18 protein-coding genes, 1 pseudogene and 1 riboswitch are annotated in these 19,054 nt (G+C 62.6%); of the genes and pseudogenes, 3 read left to right on the plus strand and 16 right to left on the minus strand.

Features of this window, described 5'->3' with window-relative positions:
* Window positions 1-25: 25 nt before the first annotated feature.
* Both N181_RS01845 and N181_RS01850 read left to right on the plus strand, forming a co-directional pair.
* A complete protein-coding gene (locus N181_RS01845; protein ID WP_014331913.1) occupies window positions 26-706 on the plus strand; it encodes a redoxin family protein in 681 nt (226 codons plus the stop codon).
* Between the two features lie 253 nt (window positions 707-959).
* Entirely contained in the window at window positions 960-1,847 is an 888-nt protein-coding gene (locus tag N181_RS01850; protein WP_037430348.1) for a LysR family transcriptional regulator, read from the plus strand.
* 37 nt (window positions 1,848-1,884) lie between these two features.
* On the opposite strand, the gene panD is transcribed toward N181_RS01850, so the two are convergent.
* A complete protein-coding gene (gene panD / locus N181_RS01855; RefSeq protein ID WP_037430340.1) occupies window positions 1,885-2,337 on the minus strand; it encodes an aspartate 1-decarboxylase in 453 nt (150 codons plus the stop codon).
* 145 nt (window positions 2,338-2,482) lie between these two features.
* Here panD and N181_RS01860 point away from each other — a divergent pair, with 145 nt between their 5' ends.
* Window positions 2,483-2,929 carry a thiol-disulfide oxidoreductase DCC family protein gene (locus tag N181_RS01860; RefSeq protein WP_014331916.1) on the plus strand — a complete coding sequence of 149 codons (447 nt, stop codon included), beginning with the start codon at window positions 2,483-2,485 and terminating at the stop codon, window positions 2,927-2,929.
* Between the two features lie 25 nt (window positions 2,930-2,954).
* Here N181_RS01860 and N181_RS01865 read toward each other — a convergent pair whose 3' ends face one another.
* From N181_RS01865 to N181_RS01930, 15 genes and pseudogenes are all read right to left on the minus strand, one after another.
* Window positions 2,955-3,422, minus strand: coding sequence for a PTS sugar transporter subunit IIA (locus N181_RS01865; protein ID WP_037435441.1), 468 nt, complete (start codon window positions 3,420-3,422; stop codon window positions 2,955-2,957).
* A 32-nt stretch (window positions 3,423-3,454) separates the two neighbouring features.
* Window positions 3,455-4,153 carry a response regulator transcription factor gene (locus tag N181_RS01870; protein ID WP_014331918.1) on the minus strand — a complete coding sequence of 233 codons (699 nt, stop codon included), beginning with the start codon at window positions 4,151-4,153 and terminating at the stop codon, window positions 3,455-3,457.
* The gene (locus N181_RS01875; RefSeq protein ID WP_037435439.1) at window positions 4,150-6,855 is read right to left on the minus strand and encodes a sensor histidine kinase; all 2,706 of its coding nucleotides are present in this window, start codon (window positions 6,853-6,855) and stop codon (window positions 4,150-4,152) included. The genes N181_RS01870 and N181_RS01875 overlap by 4 nt, the downstream gene beginning before the upstream one ends.
* Window positions 6,856-6,913: 58 nt before the next feature.
* Window positions 6,914-7,483 carry a potassium-transporting ATPase subunit KdpC gene (gene kdpC / locus N181_RS01880; RefSeq protein WP_037430330.1) on the minus strand — a complete coding sequence of 190 codons (570 nt, stop codon included), beginning with the start codon at window positions 7,481-7,483 and terminating at the stop codon, window positions 6,914-6,916.
* A gap of 12 nt (window positions 7,484-7,495) precedes the next feature.
* Window positions 7,496-9,583 carry a potassium-transporting ATPase subunit KdpB gene (kdpB, locus tag N181_RS01885; protein WP_037430325.1) on the minus strand — a complete coding sequence of 696 codons (2,088 nt, stop codon included), beginning with the start codon at window positions 9,581-9,583 and terminating at the stop codon, window positions 7,496-7,498.
* Window positions 9,584-9,618: 35 nt separating this feature from the next.
* Window positions 9,619-9,789, minus strand: coding sequence for a hypothetical protein (locus tag N181_RS33900; protein WP_162832824.1), 171 nt, complete (start codon window positions 9,787-9,789; stop codon window positions 9,619-9,621).
* Window positions 9,790-9,799: 10 nt separating this feature from the next.
* On the minus strand, window positions 9,800-11,503 hold the full coding sequence (gene kdpA / locus N181_RS01890; RefSeq protein ID WP_060563216.1) for a potassium-transporting ATPase subunit KdpA: 1,704 nt from the start codon (window positions 11,501-11,503) through the stop codon (window positions 9,800-9,802).
* A 33-nt stretch (window positions 11,504-11,536) separates the two neighbouring features.
* Window positions 11,537-11,626: a K(+)-transporting ATPase subunit F gene (locus N181_RS01895; protein WP_037430321.1), complete on the minus strand. Its 90-nt coding sequence runs from the start codon at window positions 11,624-11,626 to the stop codon at window positions 11,537-11,539.
* A 534-nt stretch (window positions 11,627-12,160) separates the two neighbouring features.
* Window positions 12,161-12,628 (minus strand): SRPBCC family protein, encoded by a 468-nt coding sequence (locus N181_RS01900; RefSeq protein WP_037430319.1) that lies wholly within the window; start codon window positions 12,626-12,628, stop codon window positions 12,161-12,163.
* 162 nt (window positions 12,629-12,790) lie between these two features.
* On the minus strand, window positions 12,791-13,441 hold the full coding sequence (ribB, locus tag N181_RS01905; RefSeq protein WP_037430317.1) for a 3,4-dihydroxy-2-butanone-4-phosphate synthase: 651 nt from the start codon (window positions 13,439-13,441) through the stop codon (window positions 12,791-12,793).
* A 128-nt stretch (window positions 13,442-13,569) separates the two neighbouring features.
* Window positions 13,570-13,716: riboswitch (FMN riboswitch) on the minus strand.
* 108 nt (window positions 13,717-13,824) lie between these two features.
* On the minus strand, window positions 13,825-14,607 hold the full coding sequence (locus tag N181_RS01910) for a glucose 1-dehydrogenase (RefSeq protein WP_037391509.1): 783 nt from the start codon (window positions 14,605-14,607) through the stop codon (window positions 13,825-13,827).
* Between the two features lie 52 nt (window positions 14,608-14,659).
* Entirely contained in the window at window positions 14,660-15,448 is a 789-nt protein-coding gene (locus N181_RS01915) for an SDR family oxidoreductase (RefSeq protein ID WP_037391508.1), read from the minus strand.
* Window positions 15,449-15,470: 22 nt separating this feature from the next.
* Window positions 15,471-16,949, minus strand: coding sequence for a sugar ABC transporter ATP-binding protein (locus tag N181_RS01920; protein WP_037430315.1), 1,479 nt, complete (start codon window positions 16,947-16,949; stop codon window positions 15,471-15,473).
* Window positions 16,950-16,984: 35 nt separating this feature from the next.
* A complete protein-coding gene (locus tag N181_RS01925) occupies window positions 16,985-17,914 on the minus strand; it encodes a sugar ABC transporter substrate-binding protein (RefSeq protein WP_014331931.1) in 930 nt (309 codons plus the stop codon).
* Window positions 17,915-18,035: 121 nt separating this feature from the next.
* Window positions 18,036-19,015 (minus strand): annotated as a pseudogene (locus N181_RS01930) (ABC transporter permease).
* Window positions 19,016-19,054 lie beyond the last annotated feature (39 nt).

Consider the following 19,054-nt stretch of genomic DNA (forward strand, 5'->3'; position numbering starts at 1 on the left):
TTCCTTGAGGCGAGGAGGTTGTCCGATGTCTACGCATCAAGCCAACAATCCGTTGCAACCGGGCGATCAGGCCCCGAATGTCGTGTTCGATGCGATCTCGCGCGAGGGGAAGATCGCACTTGACGATTTTCGCGGCCGCAGCCCGTTGTTGGTCGGTCTGTTTCGGGGCCTGCATTGCCCCTTCTGCCGCCGCCACGTCGTGGCGATGGCACAGCTCAACCCGATATTGCGCGAGAAAGGCGTTCAGACCCTGGCGGTGGTGAACACCCCCGTCGAACGGGCGCGTCTCTACTTCCGTTACCATCCGATCGCCGATCTCCTTGCCGCATCCGATCCGGCCCGCGCTTCGCACCGCGCCTTCGGCTTACCCATCGTCGAGTTCACCGAGAAGGAGACCGACTGGCCGTCCAAGGTCGGAATGGATGCGATCATGGCAATGCGTGTCGATCTGCCGGGCGAATTGTCCGAGCCGATGAATCCCGTTGCAGCAGGCGATCTGCTCAGCGAGAAGGATCCGTATGAAATCACAGAAGCCGATAGGCAGGTGAGATTAGCCGACCATATGCAGCTTGTCGGCCACTTCCTGCTCGATCGCGAAGGCGTGGTGCGCTGGAGCTTCACGGAGGTCGAGGAGGACGGCCGGAATGTCTGTCAGGCGCTCAACCCCGAAGAATTGATGTCGGCCGCTTCGCATGTCGCGTATTGACCTACTGCATGTCTCCTTAAATCGACCTCGATTTAAGGAGCAAAGACATGCAGCACTTGAAAGCGCTACAGCGACCTTTGCGCGCCTGATAAGGCGCGCGGCGCTGTAGATCTCGCCGCGGCCAGCCTGCATTGCGAGTCGCCCTGAAGAACGACATCGAATACGGATTCGGCGTTCCATGCAGATAACGATTGTCCTTCCGCGGAAATAACCCTAGTTTGCGCTGTCTCCATGCATGGAATACATAGGTTAGATGCGCCCACGACGGTTTCTTCCCTCCATCAGCCTGCTGTCGGCCTTCGAGGCCGTCTTGCGCACCGGCTCCATCTCGGCGGCGGCGCGGGAAGTCAATCTGACGCAAAGCACCATCAGCCGGCTCATCCAGAGCCTCGAGGAGCAGCTGGGACGGCCGCTTTTCGAGCGCCACAGGCAGAGGCTCATTCCGACCGAAGCGGCCCAGGCCTATGGGCGCGACGTGACCCGGGCCCTCGATCTCATTCAGCGCGGCAGCATGGAGTTTTCCGCCAATCCGGGCGGCGGTGCCCTGTCGCTCGCCATCCTGCCCGCCTTCGGCACCCGCTGGCTGGCGCCGCGGCTCGGCACCTTTCTGACCAGGAACCCGGGCGTGACGATCAACCTCGCGACACGCCTCAAGCGGTTCAATTTCGCCGCCGAGGGTTTCGATGCGGCCATTCATTTCGGAGCGGACGACTGGCGCGACGCCGGACACATGCAACTGTTCGAAGAAACCTTGACTGCCTGCGCCTCTCCGGCACTGCTTGCCGAACATCCGGTTCGCACCGTTCATGACATGGCGGGTCTGCCGCTGTTGCAGCTAGAGACGCGGTCGAACGCATGGGCAACCTGGTTTGCCGCACAGGGCGCCGAGGCTCCGAGCGTGACGGGAATGCTGCTCGACCAGTTCGCAACGATGACGCAGGCCGCCATTTCGGGGCTCGGCGTGGCCCTGCTCCCGGACTATCTCGCAGACATCGAGATCGAGGAAAAGCGCCTTGTGCCGCTTCTGAAGCGGTCGATTTCGGGTTCCGGCGCCTATTGGCTGGTCTGGCCGCAGTCGCGGGGCAACTATCCGCCGCTCGAAGCATTCCGCAGCTGGCTTGCCGCGGAGGTCTCCTCCTAGGGCCCCCTACCCGGCGCCACGCCTGCCTTTGTTGCGGCTATGTGCCGGCAACGGAGAGCGGGACCGGCTGCCTCCTATCCTCTTCATCAAGAATGCTGAACGTGTATTTGCCCCGCTCATCGAGTTCGACCGAATAGGTCAGGCGATCGCGAATGTGGTTGTTGTCGTCGAAGGTCAGCACCGTCGGCTTCAAGTCGGGGATGCGGCTCTCGTCGAGATAGACGGAGTTGCAAATGATGACCTGATCGCCGGGCTGGCAGGTCCGGGCCGCCGCGCCGTTGAGGATGCAGCATCTGGAGCCGCGCTCGCCGAGTATGACATAGGTGGAGATGCGCGCCCCGGAGTTCTTGTTCCAGATCTCGACGAACTCCATCGGCAGGATTCCCGCCGCCTCGCAGTGATCCGGATCCAGGGTGATGGAGCCATGATAATTGAGGTTGGCCTCGGTCACGTAAATGCCGTGAAGTTTGCCAGCGACCAGTTTTCTCATGTTCCTCCCCGCGCGTCCGTGGCGTTCTCATAGAGCATCGTCCGCCGAAGTGAAAGGCTGGGCGGACGCGCGAAGTTCAGAGCGTGGCAAGACAGCCTCTGCCGTGATACATGGCTGAAAGCTCGGAAGCAGATAGTGTCGAACGATGAACCGGTACAGCTACAAGAACGACCCGGCGGTCCCGCCCTTTCCGGACGGGCACCCCATCTTTGTGTTCGACGCCGAGTGCGTCTTCTGCTCCGGCTGGGTCAAATTCGCGCTGAAGCGCGAGAGAGAGGCCAAATACCGGTTCTTGGCGGCGCAGTCGAAGGTCGGTAGAGCGCTCTATCGGCATTACGGACTCGACGATCGCGACTACGAGACGAACCTGTTCATCGAAGACGGCCGCGCCTATGTTCGCTCGGAGGCCACAATTCGGGTCGTTGCCGGCCTGGGCTTTCCCTGGTCGATCTGCCGCCTGTTCCTTCTCGTCCCGACAAAATGGGCGGATGCGCTCTATGGCTTCGTCGCCCGCAACCGGTACCGGCTTGCCGGCCGGACCGCCACCTGCTTCGTTCCAACCCCGGAAGTCAGAAGCCGCTTCATTCTGTAGAGTCTGCCCCAGCGGATTCAGGCCTTTACCGCTTTTCGCCCTCCGTATCCTCGTTCAAGAGCGCGAGATATACTTCCTCCGGCGCCGATGCCGCACGTATCGATCTCAGCGTTTCCGGCGAGCGCAGCTTTCTCGCGATCGCCGCGAGGACATTCAAGTGCGTGGCAGTGCCCTCGGTCGGCGTCAGCAGAAAGCAGACGATATCCACCGGGATGTCGTCGATCGATTCGAAATCGATCGGTTTCTTAAGGCGTACAAAGAGGAAGAACGGAGCTGCAATCCCGCGAAGGGGCGCATGTGGAATCGCTATTCCTTCGCCGATCCCGGTCGAACCGAGCTTTTCCCGGTTGCTCAGGGCGCGAAATATCTCGCCCTCGTCAATACCGAGAGACCGGCTTGCGCTTTCCGCAAAGCGATGCAGGAGCTGCCCTTTCGAAGCAGCGCCGAGATCGATGACGACGCGCTCCGGGGTGAGGATGTCAGATATGTTCATGATGCACTCGCGTCCTGATCGGAACGACAACCTCAATTCTGTTCCGCTTCGCGCAGGCGATAGCCGACGCCGGTTTCCGTGGTGATGTATTGGGGCTGGTCCGGAGTGCGCTCGATCTTCTGGCGAAGCTGGCGGACATAGACCCTCAGATACTGAACATCCGTCGATTCACCCCAGATCTGGTTCAAGAGGTGCTGGTGCGTGATGACCTTGCCCGCGTACTGCACGAGGATGCGCAGGATGTCGTATTCCTTGGGCGACAGCTTGACTTCCTTGTCTGCCACTTTGACGATCCGCTTCACCAGGTCGACGGAAAGGTCGCCGGTCTTGAAGATCGGCCGTTCGCCCTGCTGCTGCAGCCTGTGGCGAAGCGCGACGCGGATGCGCGCGGCAAGCTCCTTCATGCCGAACGGCTTGGTGACATAGTCGTCGGCTCCGAGTTCAAGCGCCTTGACGATGCCGGTTTCATCGGTCCGGCTGGAAAGGATGACGATCGGCAGCTCCAATACGTCGCTGCGCCATTTCGCCAGGAGATCGTGACCGGCCATGTCCGGCAGGCCGAGGTCGAGAAGGATCAGGTCCGGCCGCTCTTCGGCAACCTGGCTTATCGCATCCCTGGCATTGATCGCTTCGAGCACGGCATAGCCTTCGCTCGTCAGGCCGACTCTCAGCAACTTCCGGATCGCCGGTTCGTCGTCCACGACCAGAATTTTCACGTTTGAGACTGTCATGTCAGATCTTCCACATTTGGCGTTCCCGCCGGGACCGGCATTGTGATGGTAAAGACCGCCCCGGACCGATCCGTTCTGTTTCCCGCCAAGATCGTTCCGCCCATCGCCTCGACGAAGCCCCTGCAAATCGAAAGCCCGAGACCGGTTCCCGCTCGGACATGGTCGCCCTTGCGAACGCGATAGAAGCTGTCGAACACGCGTTCGAGATCGCCGCTCGGGATGCCGGGGCCTTCATCCATGACCTGAAGAGTAACGGCGCTTTCGTCCACCCAGGCGCGAATTCTGATAGTCGAGCCCGGCGGAGCATATTTGGCTGCATTGTCGAGCAAGTTGAAGAGCACCTGCTCGGAGAGGACGGGGTCGAGCTTCAGCATCGGCAGATCCGGAGGCATTTCAATCACCGTCTTGTGCCGTGCCAGCATCTTGGCGGCCCGCCGGAGCGCCGTGCCGACCACGTCGCCGACGTCATGGAAGGAGGCGTTCGGCTCGGTCGCGCCCGACTCGATCCTCGTCATGTCGAGCAGATTGGCGATGAAGCGGTTGAGCCGCTCCGACTCGTCGACGACCGTCGAGAGCAGGTCGGTGCGGTCGTCCTCGGGCATCGCGCCGGAATAGTCGCGCAGCGTGCCGGCCGCCCCCATGATGGCGGCAAGCGGCGTCTTGAGGTCGTGCGAAATCGACGTGAGGAGAGCGGAACGAAGCCTGTCGGCCTCCGCGGCCAGCCGCGCCCGGTCGACGTCGGCGACCAATTGTACCCGCTCGATCGCCAGCGCAGCCTGGTCCGCCAGGGCATCGAACAGCCGCTGCTGTTCCGGCGTCAACAACGGTCCCTGCCTGTCATTGTCGAGACCGATGACGCCGATGGCGGTGCGGCCGGTCCGCAGCGGCAGATAAAGACGCTTGGCTCCCGGCAGTGTATCGGCGCCGCGACCCGCCGGCCGATCGTTTTCCCATGCCCAGCGAGCCGCGGCGATATCCGCATCGACGAGCGTATCGTCGGGCGGATAGCCTGCCTTGACCGCAATCGAGCCGTCTTCGGGCAAAAGGATCACCACTCGAACCTTGAGCATCGACGCGACCTGATGGGCGGTCGCCCACAACACGTCATCGAGCGTTCCGGTGCTGGCGAGCTTCTTCGCGAAGAGATAGAGATCCTCCGTCGTCCTGGCGCGCTGGCGGGCCGCGGCGGCCTGGCGTTGGACGCGGGCCGTCAGGTTGCTCGCAGTGACGGCGACTACCAGGAAGAACACCAGCGCCAGCACGCTTTCGGGATCCCGGATCGTAAAGGTGTACCGCGGCTCCAGAAAGAAGAAATTGAAGGCGAGCGCACTGACAAAGCAAGTATAGAGGGCCGGTCCCAGACCCGCCGTCACGGCAGAGGTGAGAACGCCGATCAGCAACACGAGCGCCAGGTTGCGGACGTCCAGCACCTGGTCAAGTAGCGCACTGAATGCGAGTGCAATCGAGATGTAGAGGGTGCTGAGAAGATAGGGCTGAAGCTTGACCTGTTTCGGCGGCGGCGCGGTCTTCACGCCCCTTGCGGCCGGCGGCGCGCGCTCCGCGCCGGACACCACATGCACGCTGATATCGCCTGCGTGCCGGATCAGGTCATGCGAGACGGACCCTTCGACCAGTTCGCGCCAGCGTGGCTTGTTCGGTTTTCCGGTCACCACATGGGTGACATTGTGGGCCGCCGCGTGCCGAAGAATGTCGCGCGCCACGCTCTGCCCCGGAATGGTCATGGCCTCGCCGCCCAGTTGCTCGGCAAGCCGCAAGTGCGAAGCCAGCCGGTCCTTGCCGGCGTCGGGCAGATTGATGGATCCGGACGTCTCGACGTGGATCGCGGTCCAGGGTGCCCGCAACCGGTCCGCCTGCCGCTTTGCGTAGCGGACAAGGGCCGCGCCGCGCGGGTCATGGTCGATGCAGACGAGCACACGGTCTCCCGCCGCCCAGGGACCCCGGATCGCATGCGCCTGCATGTGGCTCAGGAGCTGGTCGTCGACGCGCTCGGCGGTGCGGCGCAGTGCGAGTTCGCGAAGCGCCGTCAGATTGCCGGGAGAAAAGTAATTGGCTATCGCCCGCTTTGCGGTCGTCGGCAGATAGACCTTTCCCTCGTGCAATCGCTTGATCAGATCGTCGGGGGTGAGATCGATGATCTCGACATCGTCGGCGCGGTCGATGATCGAGTCGGGCACCGTCTCGCGCACCCGGATCCGGGTGATCTGTGCGACGATGTCGTTGAGGCTTTCGATATGCTGGACATTCAGCGTCGAATAGACGTCGATCCCCTGAGCGAGGATTTCCTCCACGTCCAGATAGCGCTTCGAGTGGCGGCTGCCCTCGACATTGGTGTGCGCCAGCTCGTCGATCAGGACCAGTTGCGGACGGCGCACGAGGATGGCGTCGAGGTCCATTTCATCGAGGACGTGGCCCTTATACTCCACCTTGCGGCGGGGTATGACCTCGAAGCCGTCGACGAGCGCCTGGGTCTCCTGACGGCCATGGGTCTCGACGATGCCGATGACGACGTCATTGCCCTCGGATTTCCGGGCCCGCCCGGAGACCAGCATCTCGTATGTCTTGCCCACCCCTGGCGCAGCACCGAGGAAGATCTTCAGCCGGCCGCTCGCCTCGCGTTCGGCATTCTCGAGGAGAGCGTCGGGCGAAGGCCTTGTGTCGACGTCGCGTCTTTCGTCGGGCATTGATAAGCATTCCCCTCGCGGTCAAGGCTGGGGCTGCGTTTGGCCCCAGCCCATTCCGTTATTGAGCAGCGGGCCCGTCAAGCGCAAGGTTCAATGCCAGAACATTGACCGTTGGCTCGCCCATGAAGCCCAATTCCCGGTCTTTGATGTAGCCATCGACCAGCGACTTGACCGCCACTTCATCAAGGCCACGCGCCTTGGCGACGCGGGGCACCTGGAAATAGGCCGCCTCGGGCGAGATATGCGGATCGAGGCCGCTGCCCGACGTCGTTACCAGGTCCATCGGGACCGGGGCAGCGGGGTTCGTCGCCTTCAGTGCCTCGGCGTCGGCCTTGATGCGGTCGATCAATTTCTGATTGGTCGGCCCAAGGTTGGATCCGCTGGAGCCGGCGGCGTTATAGCCGTCGCCAGCAGCGGAAGGCCGGCCGTGGAAATACCGGTCGCTGGTGAAGGCCTGACCGATCAGCTCGGAGCCGACCATCTTACCGTCCTTCTCGATCAGGCTTCCGTTCGCCTGATGCGGGAAGAGGGCCTGGGCGATGCCGGTCATTCCAAGCGGATAGACCAGTCCGGTCAATACCGTGAGTGCGATGATCATGACGATCGCGGGTTTTACTTGCTTCCACATGGGAGCGCTTCCTTATGCGAGGCCGAGCGTCGTGATGACGACGTCGATCACTTTGATGCCGATGAAGGGAACGATGATGCCGCCGAGGCCGTAGACCAGCAGGTTGCGCGACAACAGCGCGCCGGCGCCGATCGGCCGGTATTTCACGCCTTTCAGCGAGAGCGGGATCAACGCGACGATGATCAGGGCGTTGAAGATGATCGCCGAGAGGATGGCGCTCTCCGGCGTTTTCAGCCCCATGATGTTGAGGGCGCCGAGCTGCGGGTAGAAGGCCAGGAACATCGCCGGTATGATGGCGAAATACTTGGCGACGTCGTTGGCGATCGAGAAGGTCGTGAGGGCGCCGCGCGTCATCAGCAACTGCTTGCCGATCTCGACGATCTCGATCAGCTTCGTCGGGTCCGAATCGAGGTCGACCATGTTGCCGGCCTCGCGAGCCGCCACCGTGCCGGTGTTCATCGCGACGCCGACATCCGCCTGGGCGAGCGCCGGCGCGTCGTTCGTTCCGTCGCCGCACATCGCCACGAGCTTGCCTTTCGCCTGCTCCTCGCGGATGAGGCTGAGCTTGTTCTCCGGCGTCGCCTGGGCGAGGAAGTCATCCACGCCCGCTTCCGCCGCGATCGCCGCTGCCGTCATCGGGTTGTCGCCGGTGATCATCACGGTGCGGATGCCCATGCGGCGCAATTCGGCGAAGCGCTCCTTGATGCCGCCTTTGACGATGTCCTTCAAGTGGACGACACCGAGCAGCCGGCCGTCCTTGACCACGGCAAGCGGCGTGCCGCCCGCCTTGGCGATCTCATCGGAAATGGCTTGAACCTCGCGGGCGGTCTGCGGCTCGCGCACGACCAGGCTCGCAGTGCCGTTGGTGCTCGCGACCGTCGCATGATCGACGTGCTGGAGGACGGCGTCGACCGCGCCCTTGCGGATGCTGGAGCCGTCGAAATCGACGCCGCTCATCCGGCTCTGCGCCGTGAACGGCACGAAGTGGGCATGCAGGCTTCCCATGTCGCGGGCGCGGATGCCGTATTTCTCCTTGGCGAGCACGACGATGGAACGGCCCTCCGGCGTCTCGTCGGCAAGCGACGCAAGTTGGGCCGCATCGGCCAATTCCTGGTCGCTGACGCCGCGCACCGGCTTGAATTCGGTCGCCTGGCGATTGCCGAGCGTGATCGTGCCGGTCTTGTCGAGCAGCAGCGTATCGACGTCGCCTGCCGCCTCGACGGCGCGGCCGGACATGGCAAGCACGTTGAAGCGCACCAGCCGATCCATGCCGGCAATGCCGATCGCCGACAGAAGCGCGCCGATCGTCGTCGGGATCAGCGTGACGAAGAGCGCCACGAGAATGAGGACCGGGATATAGCCGCCGGCATAGGTGGCGAAACTCGGGATCGTCGCCGTCGCCAGGACGAAGATCAGCGTCATGCCGGCTAGCAGGATGTTGAGGGCGATCTCGTTGGGTGTCTTCTGCCGCTCGGCACCTTCGACGAGCGCAATCATGCGGTCGATGAAGGTCGAACCAGATGCGGCGGTGATCCGGACGCGGATCCAGTCGGACAGCACCTGCGTGCCGCCGGTGACGGCGGACCGGTCGCCGCCCGATTCCCGGATGACGGGCGCGGATTCCCCGGTGATGGCCGCCTCGTTGACGGAGGCGACACCTTCGATGACTTCGCCGTCCGAGGGGATGATGTCGCCGGCCTCGACGAGCACGACATCGCCGACCTTCAGGCTCGTGCCGGGGACGATCTTGAAGTTCTTGATATCGTCGCCCTTCAAGAGCTTCGCCTGGGTTTCCGTGCGCGTGCGGCGCAGCGATTCCGCCTGCGCCTTGCCGCGCCCCTCGGCCACCGCTTCGGCAAAATTGGCGAAGAGCACGGTGAACCAGAGCCAGATGACGATCTGGAAGGAGAAACCGATGTTCTCCCCGCCTGTGATCAGATCACGGAAAAGCAGGACAGTGGTCAAAGCGGAGACGACGGTGACGACGAACATCACCGGGTTCCGGGCAAGCGCCTTCGGATTGAGTTTCCGGAAGGCATCGCCAATGGCGGGTATGAGAATGCGAGCGTCCAGGATGCTCGTGGATTTGGACTGGCTCATAGGAGACTCCAGCTGAATGTTGTGAACGCCGGCGATCAGATCGCTGCGAACAAGTAAGTGAACGCCTTGCCGACGAGCACGAGCAGCGTCATCCCGCCCAAGATCAGGCAGAGGATGGTCGAGACCCGTGGCGGCGCCTCTCCCCGCGCCGCATGTCCGGCGCGGGGATGGAACTCTTTGCGTGAATGACGGACGAGCTGAGCCATGGCGCCACCGTTAGAAGGTTTGGCCGAGGAGCATGGCGAGATGCTCGACGATCGGCCCGACGGCGAGGGCGGGGAAGAACGTCAGGCCGCCGACGATCAGGATGACGCCGCTGAGCAGGCCGACGAAAAGCGCTCCGTCGGTCGGGAAAGTGCCTGCGGAAGCGGGGACGGTCTTCTTGGCGACGAGCGAGCCGGCGATGGCCAAGGCCGGGATGATGACCAGGAAGCGACCCATCAGCATGGCGATGCCGAGCGTCAGGTTGTACCAGACCGTATTGCCCGTCAGGCCGCCGAAGGCAGAGCCGTTATTCGCCGCCGCCGACGTGTAGGCGTAGAGGATTTCCGAGAAGCCGCGCGGACCGGGATTGGCGATCGACGCCACTGCGTCCGGCAGCACGACCGCGATCGCGGTCAGGACCAGCATCGCAAGCGGAAGGCACAGGATGGCAAGAACCGCCATCTTGACCTCCTTCGCCTCGATCTTCTTGCCGAGATATTCCGGCGTGCGACCGACCATAAGACCAGCCACGAAGATCGCCAAGACGACGAAGAGCAGGATGCCGTAGAAGCCCGCGCCGACGCCGCCGACGATGATCTCGCCGAGCTCCATGTTGATCAGCGGGATGAGACCGCCGAGCGCCGTGAAGCTGTCATGCATCGCGTTGACGGCACCGCAGGAGGCCGCCGTGGTGATGACCGCGAAGAGCGCCGACATGGAAATGCCGAAGCGAACTTCCTTGCCTTCCATATTGCCGCCCTGAAGGCCCAGCGCGTGGACGAGCGGGTTGCCGGCAGCCTCGGCCCAGTAGCAGACGACGACGCCAACGAGAAACAGGGCGGCCATCGTCGCGAAGATCGCCCAGCCCTGACGCTGGTTGCCGACCATGCGGCCGAAGACATTGGTGAGCGCCGCTCCGATAGCGAAGATCGAGACCATCTGGATGAGATTGGAGATCGCGTCCGGGTTCTCGAAGGGATGGGCGGCATTGGCATTGAAGAAGCCGCCGCCATTGGTGCCCAGCATCTTGATGGCGATCTGGGAGGCGACCGGGCCGAGGGCGATCGTCTGTTGCGCGCCTTCGAGCGTCGTGGCTCCGACATAGGCGCCAAGCGTCTGGGGCATGCCGAGATAAACATAGACGAGGGTCAGCACCACGCAGAGCGGCAGCAGCACGTAGAGCGTTGCCCTGGTCATATCGACCCAGAAGTTGCCGATCGACTTCACCGACGCCCTGGAAAATCCGCGGATCAGGGCCACGGCAATGGCGATGCCGGTTGCCGCCGAAACGAAGTTCTGCACGGTCAGGCCGGCCATCTGCACGAGATAGGACATCGTGCTCTCACCGCCATAGTTCTGCCAGTTCGTATTGGTCATGAAGCTGACGGCGGTGTTGAAGGCAAGTTCCGGCGGGACGGCGGTCATGCCGGCCGGATTGAACGGCAACGCCCCCTGGAAACGCTGGAGCAAATAGAGCAGCAGGAATCCCGCCAGGTTGAAGAACAGAAGGGCGGCCGCGTAGGTCGTCCAATGCTGCTCCTCCCGCTCGCTTGTGCCGGCGACGGCGTAGAGACCGCGCTCGACGGGTGCGAAGATCCATGAAAGAAGCGTGCGCTCGCCGTTAAAGACGCGCGTCATGTAGCCGCCGAGCGGCTTTACCAGCAAGGCGACGATCCCGCAGAAGACAAGGATCTGTATCCATCCGTTGATAGTCATAGGTATGGCTTTCCGAGCATGAGGCCTTGGCGATCAGAACCGCTCTGGGCGAATGAGGGCGTAGGTGAGGTAGACGAGAAGGAATACGGTCACCGCGCCACCGAGCGTGTATTCAACGAGCATCTTTCCGCTCCGCTATTAGAGGTTGCTGCACGCCCGGACATAGGCAAACGATAAGGCGAAGAACACGATGCCTATTGCGAGAACGACAATGTCCATGTCGGTAATCCCTGTGCGTTGTTTCTACTGACTGCGCGTCACCTGGAGGCAGCGCCGGGCCGCCCGGCAGGTGATCGCGATCGATGTGCGCATCCCCGGCGCGACGATCGAGACGGCGCGGCGGTGGATGAATCTTGTCAGGAATATGGCTCCGAACCGCATAAAGGTTCGAGAGAGCCCCAAGAGGAAAGAAATAGGATTCCTATAGGAATTTGGCTGGCCGCAGGCCGCCTGAGCTACTGCATGAATCCTTAAAATCGGAATCGATATAAGGACAAAAGCATGCAGAATTTCAAAGTGCTACAGCGACCTTGCGCGTCCGATTGGACGCGGGGCGCTGTAATGCGTGACCGCTCTGACGAGCGGAGCGCGCCGCCGGTCATGGTGCGGACGGAATGCGCGATAAGCGAGTCCAAGCGCATCCAGGCAAACGTTTTTTCAGCCAAGGCGCACCAGGCGGCGCACAAGACCTTGCCGGCCGCGTTCCATGACGACCGCATGGTTCCAGCTGAAGACAGGCTTCAGGATGAAGGCAAGTCTGACCATCCAGGGCTTGGTGACCGTGACGATCCAGTCGTAGCGGATATTGCATTTCGAACCATCGGGTCGCAGCGTCCATCGGCCGACACCCTCGAGTTCACCTGACGCTTTCCCCTCGATGAGGGACGGCGGTTCTACCCTGGTCGTTTCCATGTCGAAAACCAAGTCATAGGGCAACGCCGTGGACCATTTCATCCGACGCACGGCGCCGATGCCGGTCTCGTCGCCTGGGCGCAGGAGCGTGACCTCTTTGACAGAGGGCCACCAGTCCGGCCAGGTCTCGGGCTGGTTCAGCACCAGCCAGACATCCTCGACGGAGGCATCGATGGTCCAGTTCGTGACAAGATGAAACTCGGTCGACGACATCGCAATCCGCCTTCGCCGATGCAGAGAGACTGACGGTGAAGCCCTGCAATCATAGGATATCCGACAGGCGACTGAAATAGGGCGGCCCCAGCGTTTGGGACCCGCCGCTCTCAGGAGCGGTGCGTCCTGAGACTACGCGCGGATGCGGGCATCCGGGGCGGGCTATGCCACCGACCTGATATCAGCGGGCTCCAACTCGCGGACGGATTCCTGTCGCCTAACATAAGCAATCAGGTCCTTGATCGTGATCAGCCGCAGAGCGTGATGTTGGGCGAAACGCTTGAGTTCAGGAAGACGCGCCATCGTGCCGTCGTCGTTTGCCACCTCGCAGATCACCCCGGAGGGTGCCAATCCGGCAAGGCGGGCCAGCTCGACTGCCGCTTCGGTATGGCCAGGCCGCGCAAGGACGCCGCGCGGGTTTGCCCGCAGTGGGAAGATGTGGCCGGGTCGCGCGAAGTCGGCGGGCCGGGATTTTTCGTCGATGAGGGCGAGGACCGTCGCCGCGCGGTCCGCAGCCGAGATGCCGGTTGTGGTGCCGTGGAAGTAGTCGACCGAAACGGTGAATGCCGTTTTGTGGAACTCGGTGTTGTCGGGCACCATCAGCGGAATATCGAGTGCGTCGAGGCGTTCGCCTTCCATCGCAACGCAGATCAGACCGCGCGCATGCTTCATCATGAAGGCTATCGCTTCGGGCGTCACCGCTTGCGTCGCCACGACGACGTCGCCTTCGTTCTCCCGATCCTCGTCATCGACGACGACCACCATCTCTCCGCGGGCAACAGCCGCGATCGCATCCTCTATTTTCGAAATCATGCTTTCAAGCCTTTCAAGGGTCGCGCCGGTGTTCCGGCGAGTTTGCTTCGCTCATCGATCGATGAGCGGACAATTTTCCCTTGGGCGAACAAGGAACCAACGCCTTCAGGGCCTGAAGGCGCGATCCGCATTGCTCTCTTCCATCCGGACTGTACCGTCGGCTCCGGCCTCGCACCGGATCTGCTGACCTCCCGGCCTGACCGGAAGCGCTCGCGGGCTCCGGGATCACTCCCGATACCGCCGGTGGGGAATTTCACCCCGCCCTGAGAACAGGGCGAACATAGGTTCTAAGGACGCCGAAGCGCAAGTCCTTCTGCGACCTTCCGCTGCGTATATTTCGTCGTCCGGGCGTGAACACACTGTCTCGCAGAGCTGTCGGGAACTCACGACATGATCAGGCCGCCATCCACATTGATCGTCTGTCCCGTGATGTAGGCGGCGTCGTCGCTGGCAAGAAAGGCGACGAGGCCGGCCACATCCTCTCCCGTGCCGGCCCGTTTCATGGGAATGCCGTCGACCCATTCCTTCATCAGCTCGCCGGGGGCGTAGTCGCCCAGAAGCTTTCCCCAGGCCGCGTCATTGTAGGCCCACATGTCTGTTTCGATGATGCCCGGGCAGAAGGCGTTCACGGTGATCCTCTCCGTCGCCACCTCCTTCGCGAGGCTCTGCGTGATGCCCACCACGCCCATTTTCGACGCCGCGTAGTGGGGCGTGAAGATGAACCCCTCGCGCGCCTGTCCGGACGCCGTGTTGATGATCCGGCCGCCACGCTTGTGCTTGCGCATCCTCGATATGGCTTCCTGGGCGCAGAGGAATACGCCCTTCGTATTCACCGCCATGACCTTGTCCCATTCGGCTTCGGTCATCTCTTCGATCCGGGCAATGGTGATGACGCCTGCGTTCTGGATGGAAACGTCGACCGATCCGAATGTCGCCTCGGCCGCATCGTAGAGAGCGACGACGCTCGCCTTGTCGGTGACATCGCCGACGAAGGCGATCGCACTTCCGCCATCTCGCTTGATGTCGTCTGCGACCGCATGAACGGATTCCTCGTTCGCCGAGACAACCAGGTTCGCTCCCTCCTTTGAGAAGCGCTTCGCAATCGCCGCTCCGATGCCGCGGCTGGCTCCGGTGATCACGACAGTTTTCTTTTCAAAGCGAGACATCGGACCTCCGATCCTGTTGATTTTGTCCACCCGGCGCCGGAACCGCGGCGCATCACCAGCAGCAGAAACCGCCATCCACCAACAGGTCGACGCCCGTTACGAAGCTCGCTGCGTTGGACAGCAGAAACACGGCGGGCCCGACCATTTCATCGACGGTCGCCATGCGTTGCATCGGCGTCTGCTCCTCGAAAAGCTTGGTCTGATGAACCATCTCAGCGCGGGTGTTCATGGGGGTCGCCGTATAGCCGGGCGAGATCGTGTTGACGCGGATGCCGCGGTCGACCCACTCCATGGCCATCGACTTGGACATATGGATCACGCCCGCTTTCGAGGCGTTGTAGTGGGCCTGCTTCAGACCACGGTTGACGATCACGCCCGACATCGACGCGATGTTGACGATCGAGCCCCGCCCGTGCTTCAGCATGGCCTGCGCTTCCGCCTGGCAGGAGAGGAACACCCCTTTCAGGTTGATGTCCATCAGGGTCTGATACTGCTCTTCCTCCATCTCCTCGGCGGGATTGGCGTTGGCGATCCCCGCGGCGTTCAGTGCAAGCGTCAAATCCCCGAGTTCTGTTTCCGTCCGGCTGACCGCTTCGGCGAGCGAGGCCTTGTTGGTTACATCCGCCGCGATCTCGATCGACTTCCGCCCCGCCTTCCGGACAAACTCGGCCGTTCTGGCAAGACCGTCGTCGGTGCGGCGGTCGAGCAGCGCGACGTCGGCACCGCATTGCGCCAGGCCGATTGCGATCCTCTGCCCGATTCCGCTTCCGGCGCCGGTGACGATCGCGACCTGACCTGAGAGATCGAACAGCTTGGGAGCATTGAGAGTGATGTCAGCCACCGCCCTTCCTTTCCTGATGCCTTTATATGGTTGCCAATTCCATGACCGAGACGTCATTTGCCTGGTCGCGGTCGAGAATGCCGGCCTGTTTGCCCTGGGCAAGCACCAGGATGCGATTGGAGACCCCGAGGACCTCTTCCAGATCGGAACTCACGACGATGACGGCGACCCCTCTCCTGGCGAGATTGACGATAATCTCGTAAATGCCGGCGCGCGCGCCGACGTCGATGCCGCGGGTGGGCTCGTCAAGCACGACCACCTTTGGATCGCGCGTCAGCCATTTGGCGATGACGACCTTCTGCTGGTTTCCGCCTGAGAGGTCCGATGCCAGTTGGTCTCCGCGTCCTTTGACTCCGAACTTCGAGATCGCCCGGTCGGCAAAGTCACGCTTCATCCTCGGCGTGATCCAGTGCCCGCCGAAGTGGTCGAGGTTCGCATAGACGAGGTTCTCGCCTATCCGGTGTCCGACGATCAGCCCCTGGTCCTTGCGGTCTTCCGGGACCATCACGATCCCCTGTGCAATGGCGTCGGCTGGAGTGCGAAGCGACAGCTCCTGGCCGTCGAGCCTGATCTTGCCGGCACTGATCGGATCGGCGCCCGAGATTGCACGCACCAGCTCGGTGCGCCCTGCCCCGACCAGCCCCGCAATGCCGAGGATCTCGCCGGCCCGCACGTGGAAGGAGACGTTCCGAAACGAGCCGTCTGCGGCGGTGAGGCCCTCGACCTCGAGTACCGACCGTTTCTGCGGTTCAGGCAGAGGTGGGAACATTCTATCCAGAGAACGGCCAACCATGCTTTCGACGATCGTTCTTACCGGCGTGGCGCTGTCGGCGAATTCCTGGACGCGCTCGCCGTCGCGCAGCACGACGATGCGATCGGTGATCTGCTTGATTTCCTCCATCCGGTGGGAAATGTAGATGATCCCGACGCCTTCGGCGCGCAGCTTGCGAACCTGGTCGAACAATGCCTCGGTCTCGGCTCCGCCCAACGCAGCCGTCGGCTCGTCAAGGATGAGGAGCCTGGCATCGAGCGCAAGTGCCTTGGCGATCTCGACAAGCTGCTGGTTCGCCGTGGAAAGACCCGCCACTTTGCGCGTGGCGGGAATGTGCAAATTGAGACGCGAGAGCTGTTCCTGCGCGCGGCGCACCATCCGATCCCGGTCGACGACGCCATTTTTCGTCGGCCACCGGCCGAGAAAGACGTTTTCCGCAATCGACAATTCGGGCAGGAGCTGCAGCTCCTGGTGAATCAGCACGACGCCTTTGTCGATCGCTTCTCTTGGCGAGGCCGGGGCATAGGGCTGCCCCCGCCAGGTCATGGTGCCTTCGGAGGGTGCGCGCGAGCCCGCGATAATGCCGGACAATGTGGACTTGCCTGCACCATTCTCGCCGAGAAGTGCCACGACTTCGCCAGCGTAAACGTCAAGACTGACGTTCTTCAGCACCTGGAGCGGACCATAGCGCTTGGATATGCCCCTGAGTGACAGGACCGGATCGGTCATGGCGCACCCTCCTTCAGATCACGTCGTCTGGACGATTACGGGTGGTTGGCGATGAAGCCGTCCACGTTGTCCTTGGTGGTGAGGGTCGCATCCATGAGCTGAACCGGCTCGACCTTCTCGCCGCCGACGATCTTGATCGCCTGGTCGACCGCCATGCGGCCCATCTTCTGCGTCTGCTGCGTTGCCGTCACGTCGAAGACGCCATTCTTCAGAGCCTCGAGCGCCGCGGTGTCTCCGTCGAAACCACCGACAATGATTTTCTGGGAAGGATTGGCCACCTTGATGGCCTGCGCAGCGCCGAGTGCCAGGCCGTCAGCCTGGGCGAAGACGATGGTGACATCGGGGTTCGCCTGCAGCATGTTCTGCATGATCTGGAAGCCTTCGTCCTGGCTCCAGATATTCGACCACTGCTCGGCCACGACCTTTACGCCAGCGTTGGCGCTGACCGCTTCCAGGCAGCCCTTGGTACGGTCGACCTCAGGTGTCGTGCCTTTCTGGCCGTGGATGATGACCATCTTGCCCGACCCGCCGGCCTTTTCGATAATGTGTTCGCAGACCGCCTTGGCCGAGGCGACCGAATCCGTCGCTAGGAAGGTGTCGCCGGGGGCGCCATCGGCGTTGCGATCGACGTTGATGACCGGTACCCCTGCGGTACGCGCCAGCTTCACCGGCACGGTCGCCGCCGCGGCGCCCGCCGGAATGTAGATGAGCGCGTCGATATTCTGCGTCAGCAGGTCCTGGATCTGATTGACCTGCGTAGGACCATCGCCCTTGGCATCGACCGTGACGACCTCGATGCCGCGGCTCTTCGCCTCGGCCTCGACGGACTGCTTGATCTGGTTGAAGAAGTTGGCCTGCAGGTTGGCAACCGCGAGGCCGAGTTTCTTGACCTCTTCGGCGCGGGCCGGACCGAGCGAAAGCGCGACAAGAGCAGCCGAGGTCAGCAGAATGCGGGAAAGTTTCATGAGTTCCTCCTGAGTTAAACCTGACCCTCGGGCATTTCCTCCCCCTCAGGCCTGTAATCCGCTCCAACATTTTCGGAGTGGAATCTGGACCGCACGGACCGATCTGTGGCCACCGCGGGATTTACGCCCTCTTGCGCCGGAGGGTCTCAACCCCGACCGCAAGGACGATGACGACGCCGATGATCACCTGCTGAAGGAAGGGCGACACGTTGAGCAGGTTGAGGCCGTTGCGCAGCACGCCGATGATGAGAACGCCGATCAGGGTGCCGCCGATGCCCCCGGCGCCGCCGGAAAGCGACGTCCCGCCGATGACGACTGCAGCGATGGTGTCGAGCTCATAGCCGAAGCCGCTCGACGGCTGCACCGAATCGAGCCGCGCCGCCAGGACGATCCCTGCGAGGCCGGCGAGCAGCGCACAGACGACGTAGACGCCGATTGTCACCAAGGGCACGTTGATGCCGGCAAGACGAGCGACCTCGGGATTTCCCCCGACCGCATAGAGCATCCTGCCCTCCGGCCGGTATTTGAGGAAAAGCCAGGCAACCAGCAAGACAGCCAGCATCAGGAAACGGTGGCGGTGAGGACGCCGAAGTGACGGTCGATGGCAAGCATCATGAACCAGTCGGGAAACCCGACGATCTGCTGGCCGTCCGTGATCATGTTGGCGACGCCGCGCGCCGCCGACATCATTGCCAGCGTCGCAATGAACGCAGGGACGCGGAAAGCCGTCACCAACAGCCCGACAAGCAGTCCGCAGAAGGCCGACCCCAGGAGGACGAACAGGATTGCGACGCCCATCGGCAGCCCGGCGATGTTGGCCGTCCAGCCCATGACCATCATCGAGAGCGCCAGGACCGAGCCGACGGACAGGTCGATGCCGCCGATCAGAATGACGAACGTCATGCCGACTGACATGATCCCCAGGACGGTGATCTGATCGAGGATATTCAGGCCGTTTCGCACCGAGAGAAACGTATCGGTGCCAAGGCTCAGGAAGACGCACAGGGCGAGCAGTCCGATCAGCGGGCCCGTAGCGCCGCTCAATCGTGCCAGACCATTTTTGGGCGAACGTCCCTGCTCCTTGATTTCAAGCGCGAGCATCTCACTCCTCCCTGATCCCAAGGCCGACGTGGGCCCGAG

Origin of the sequence: Sinorhizobium fredii USDA 205 (assembly GCF_001461695.1) — a bacterium.
GTDB lineage: Bacteria > Pseudomonadota > Alphaproteobacteria > Rhizobiales > Rhizobiaceae > Sinorhizobium > Sinorhizobium fredii.

Bases quoted from the DNA above. Each gene is read 5' to 3' on its own strand.
- N181_RS01845 (WP_014331913.1), top strand. From the start codon at position 26: ATGTCTACGCATCAAGCCAACAATCCGTTGCAACCGGGCGATCAGGCC.
- N181_RS01850 (WP_037430348.1), top strand. From the start codon at position 960: ATGCGCCCACGACGGTTTCTTCCCTCCATCAGCCTGCTGTCGGCCTTC.
- panD (WP_037430340.1), bottom strand. From the start codon at position 2,337: ATGAGAAAACTGGTCGCTGGCAAACTTCACGGCATTTACGTGACCGAG.
- N181_RS01860 (WP_014331916.1), top strand. From the start codon at position 2,483: ATGAACCGGTACAGCTACAAGAACGACCCGGCGGTCCCGCCCTTTCCG.
- N181_RS01865 (WP_037435441.1), bottom strand. From the start codon at position 3,422: ATGAACATATCTGACATCCTCACCCCGGAGCGCGTCGTCATCGATCTC.
- N181_RS01870 (WP_014331918.1), bottom strand. From the start codon at position 4,153: ATGACAGTCTCAAACGTGAAAATTCTGGTCGTGGACGACGAACCGGCG.
- N181_RS01875 (WP_037435439.1), bottom strand. From the start codon at position 6,855: ATGCCCGACGAAAGACGCGACGTCGACACAAGGCCTTCGCCCGACGCT.
- kdpC (WP_037430330.1), bottom strand. From the start codon at position 7,483: ATGTGGAAGCAAGTAAAACCCGCGATCGTCATGATCATCGCACTCACG.
- kdpB (WP_037430325.1), bottom strand. From the start codon at position 9,583: ATGAGCCAGTCCAAATCCACGAGCATCCTGGACGCTCGCATTCTCATA.
- N181_RS33900 (WP_162832824.1), bottom strand. From the start codon at position 9,789: ATGGCTCAGCTCGTCCGTCATTCACGCAAAGAGTTCCATCCCCGCGCC.
- kdpA (WP_060563216.1), bottom strand. From the start codon at position 11,503: ATGACTATCAACGGATGGATACAGATCCTTGTCTTCTGCGGGATCGTC.
- N181_RS01895 (WP_037430321.1), bottom strand. From the start codon at position 11,626: ATGCTCGTTGAATACACGCTCGGTGGCGCGGTGACCGTATTCCTTCTC.
- N181_RS01900 (WP_037430319.1), bottom strand. From the start codon at position 12,628: ATGTCGTCGACCGAGTTTCATCTTGTCACGAACTGGACCATCGATGCC.
- ribB (WP_037430317.1), bottom strand. From the start codon at position 13,441: ATGATTTCGAAAATAGAGGATGCGATCGCGGCTGTTGCCCGCGGAGAG.
- N181_RS01910 (WP_037391509.1), bottom strand. From the start codon at position 14,607: ATGTCTCGCTTTGAAAAGAAAACTGTCGTGATCACCGGAGCCAGCCGC.
- N181_RS01920 (WP_037430315.1), bottom strand. From the start codon at position 16,949: ATGACCGATCCGGTCCTGTCACTCAGGGGCATATCCAAGCGCTATGGT.
- N181_RS01925 (WP_014331931.1), bottom strand. From the start codon at position 17,914: ATGAAACTTTCCCGCATTCTGCTGACCTCGGCTGCTCTTGTCGCGCTT.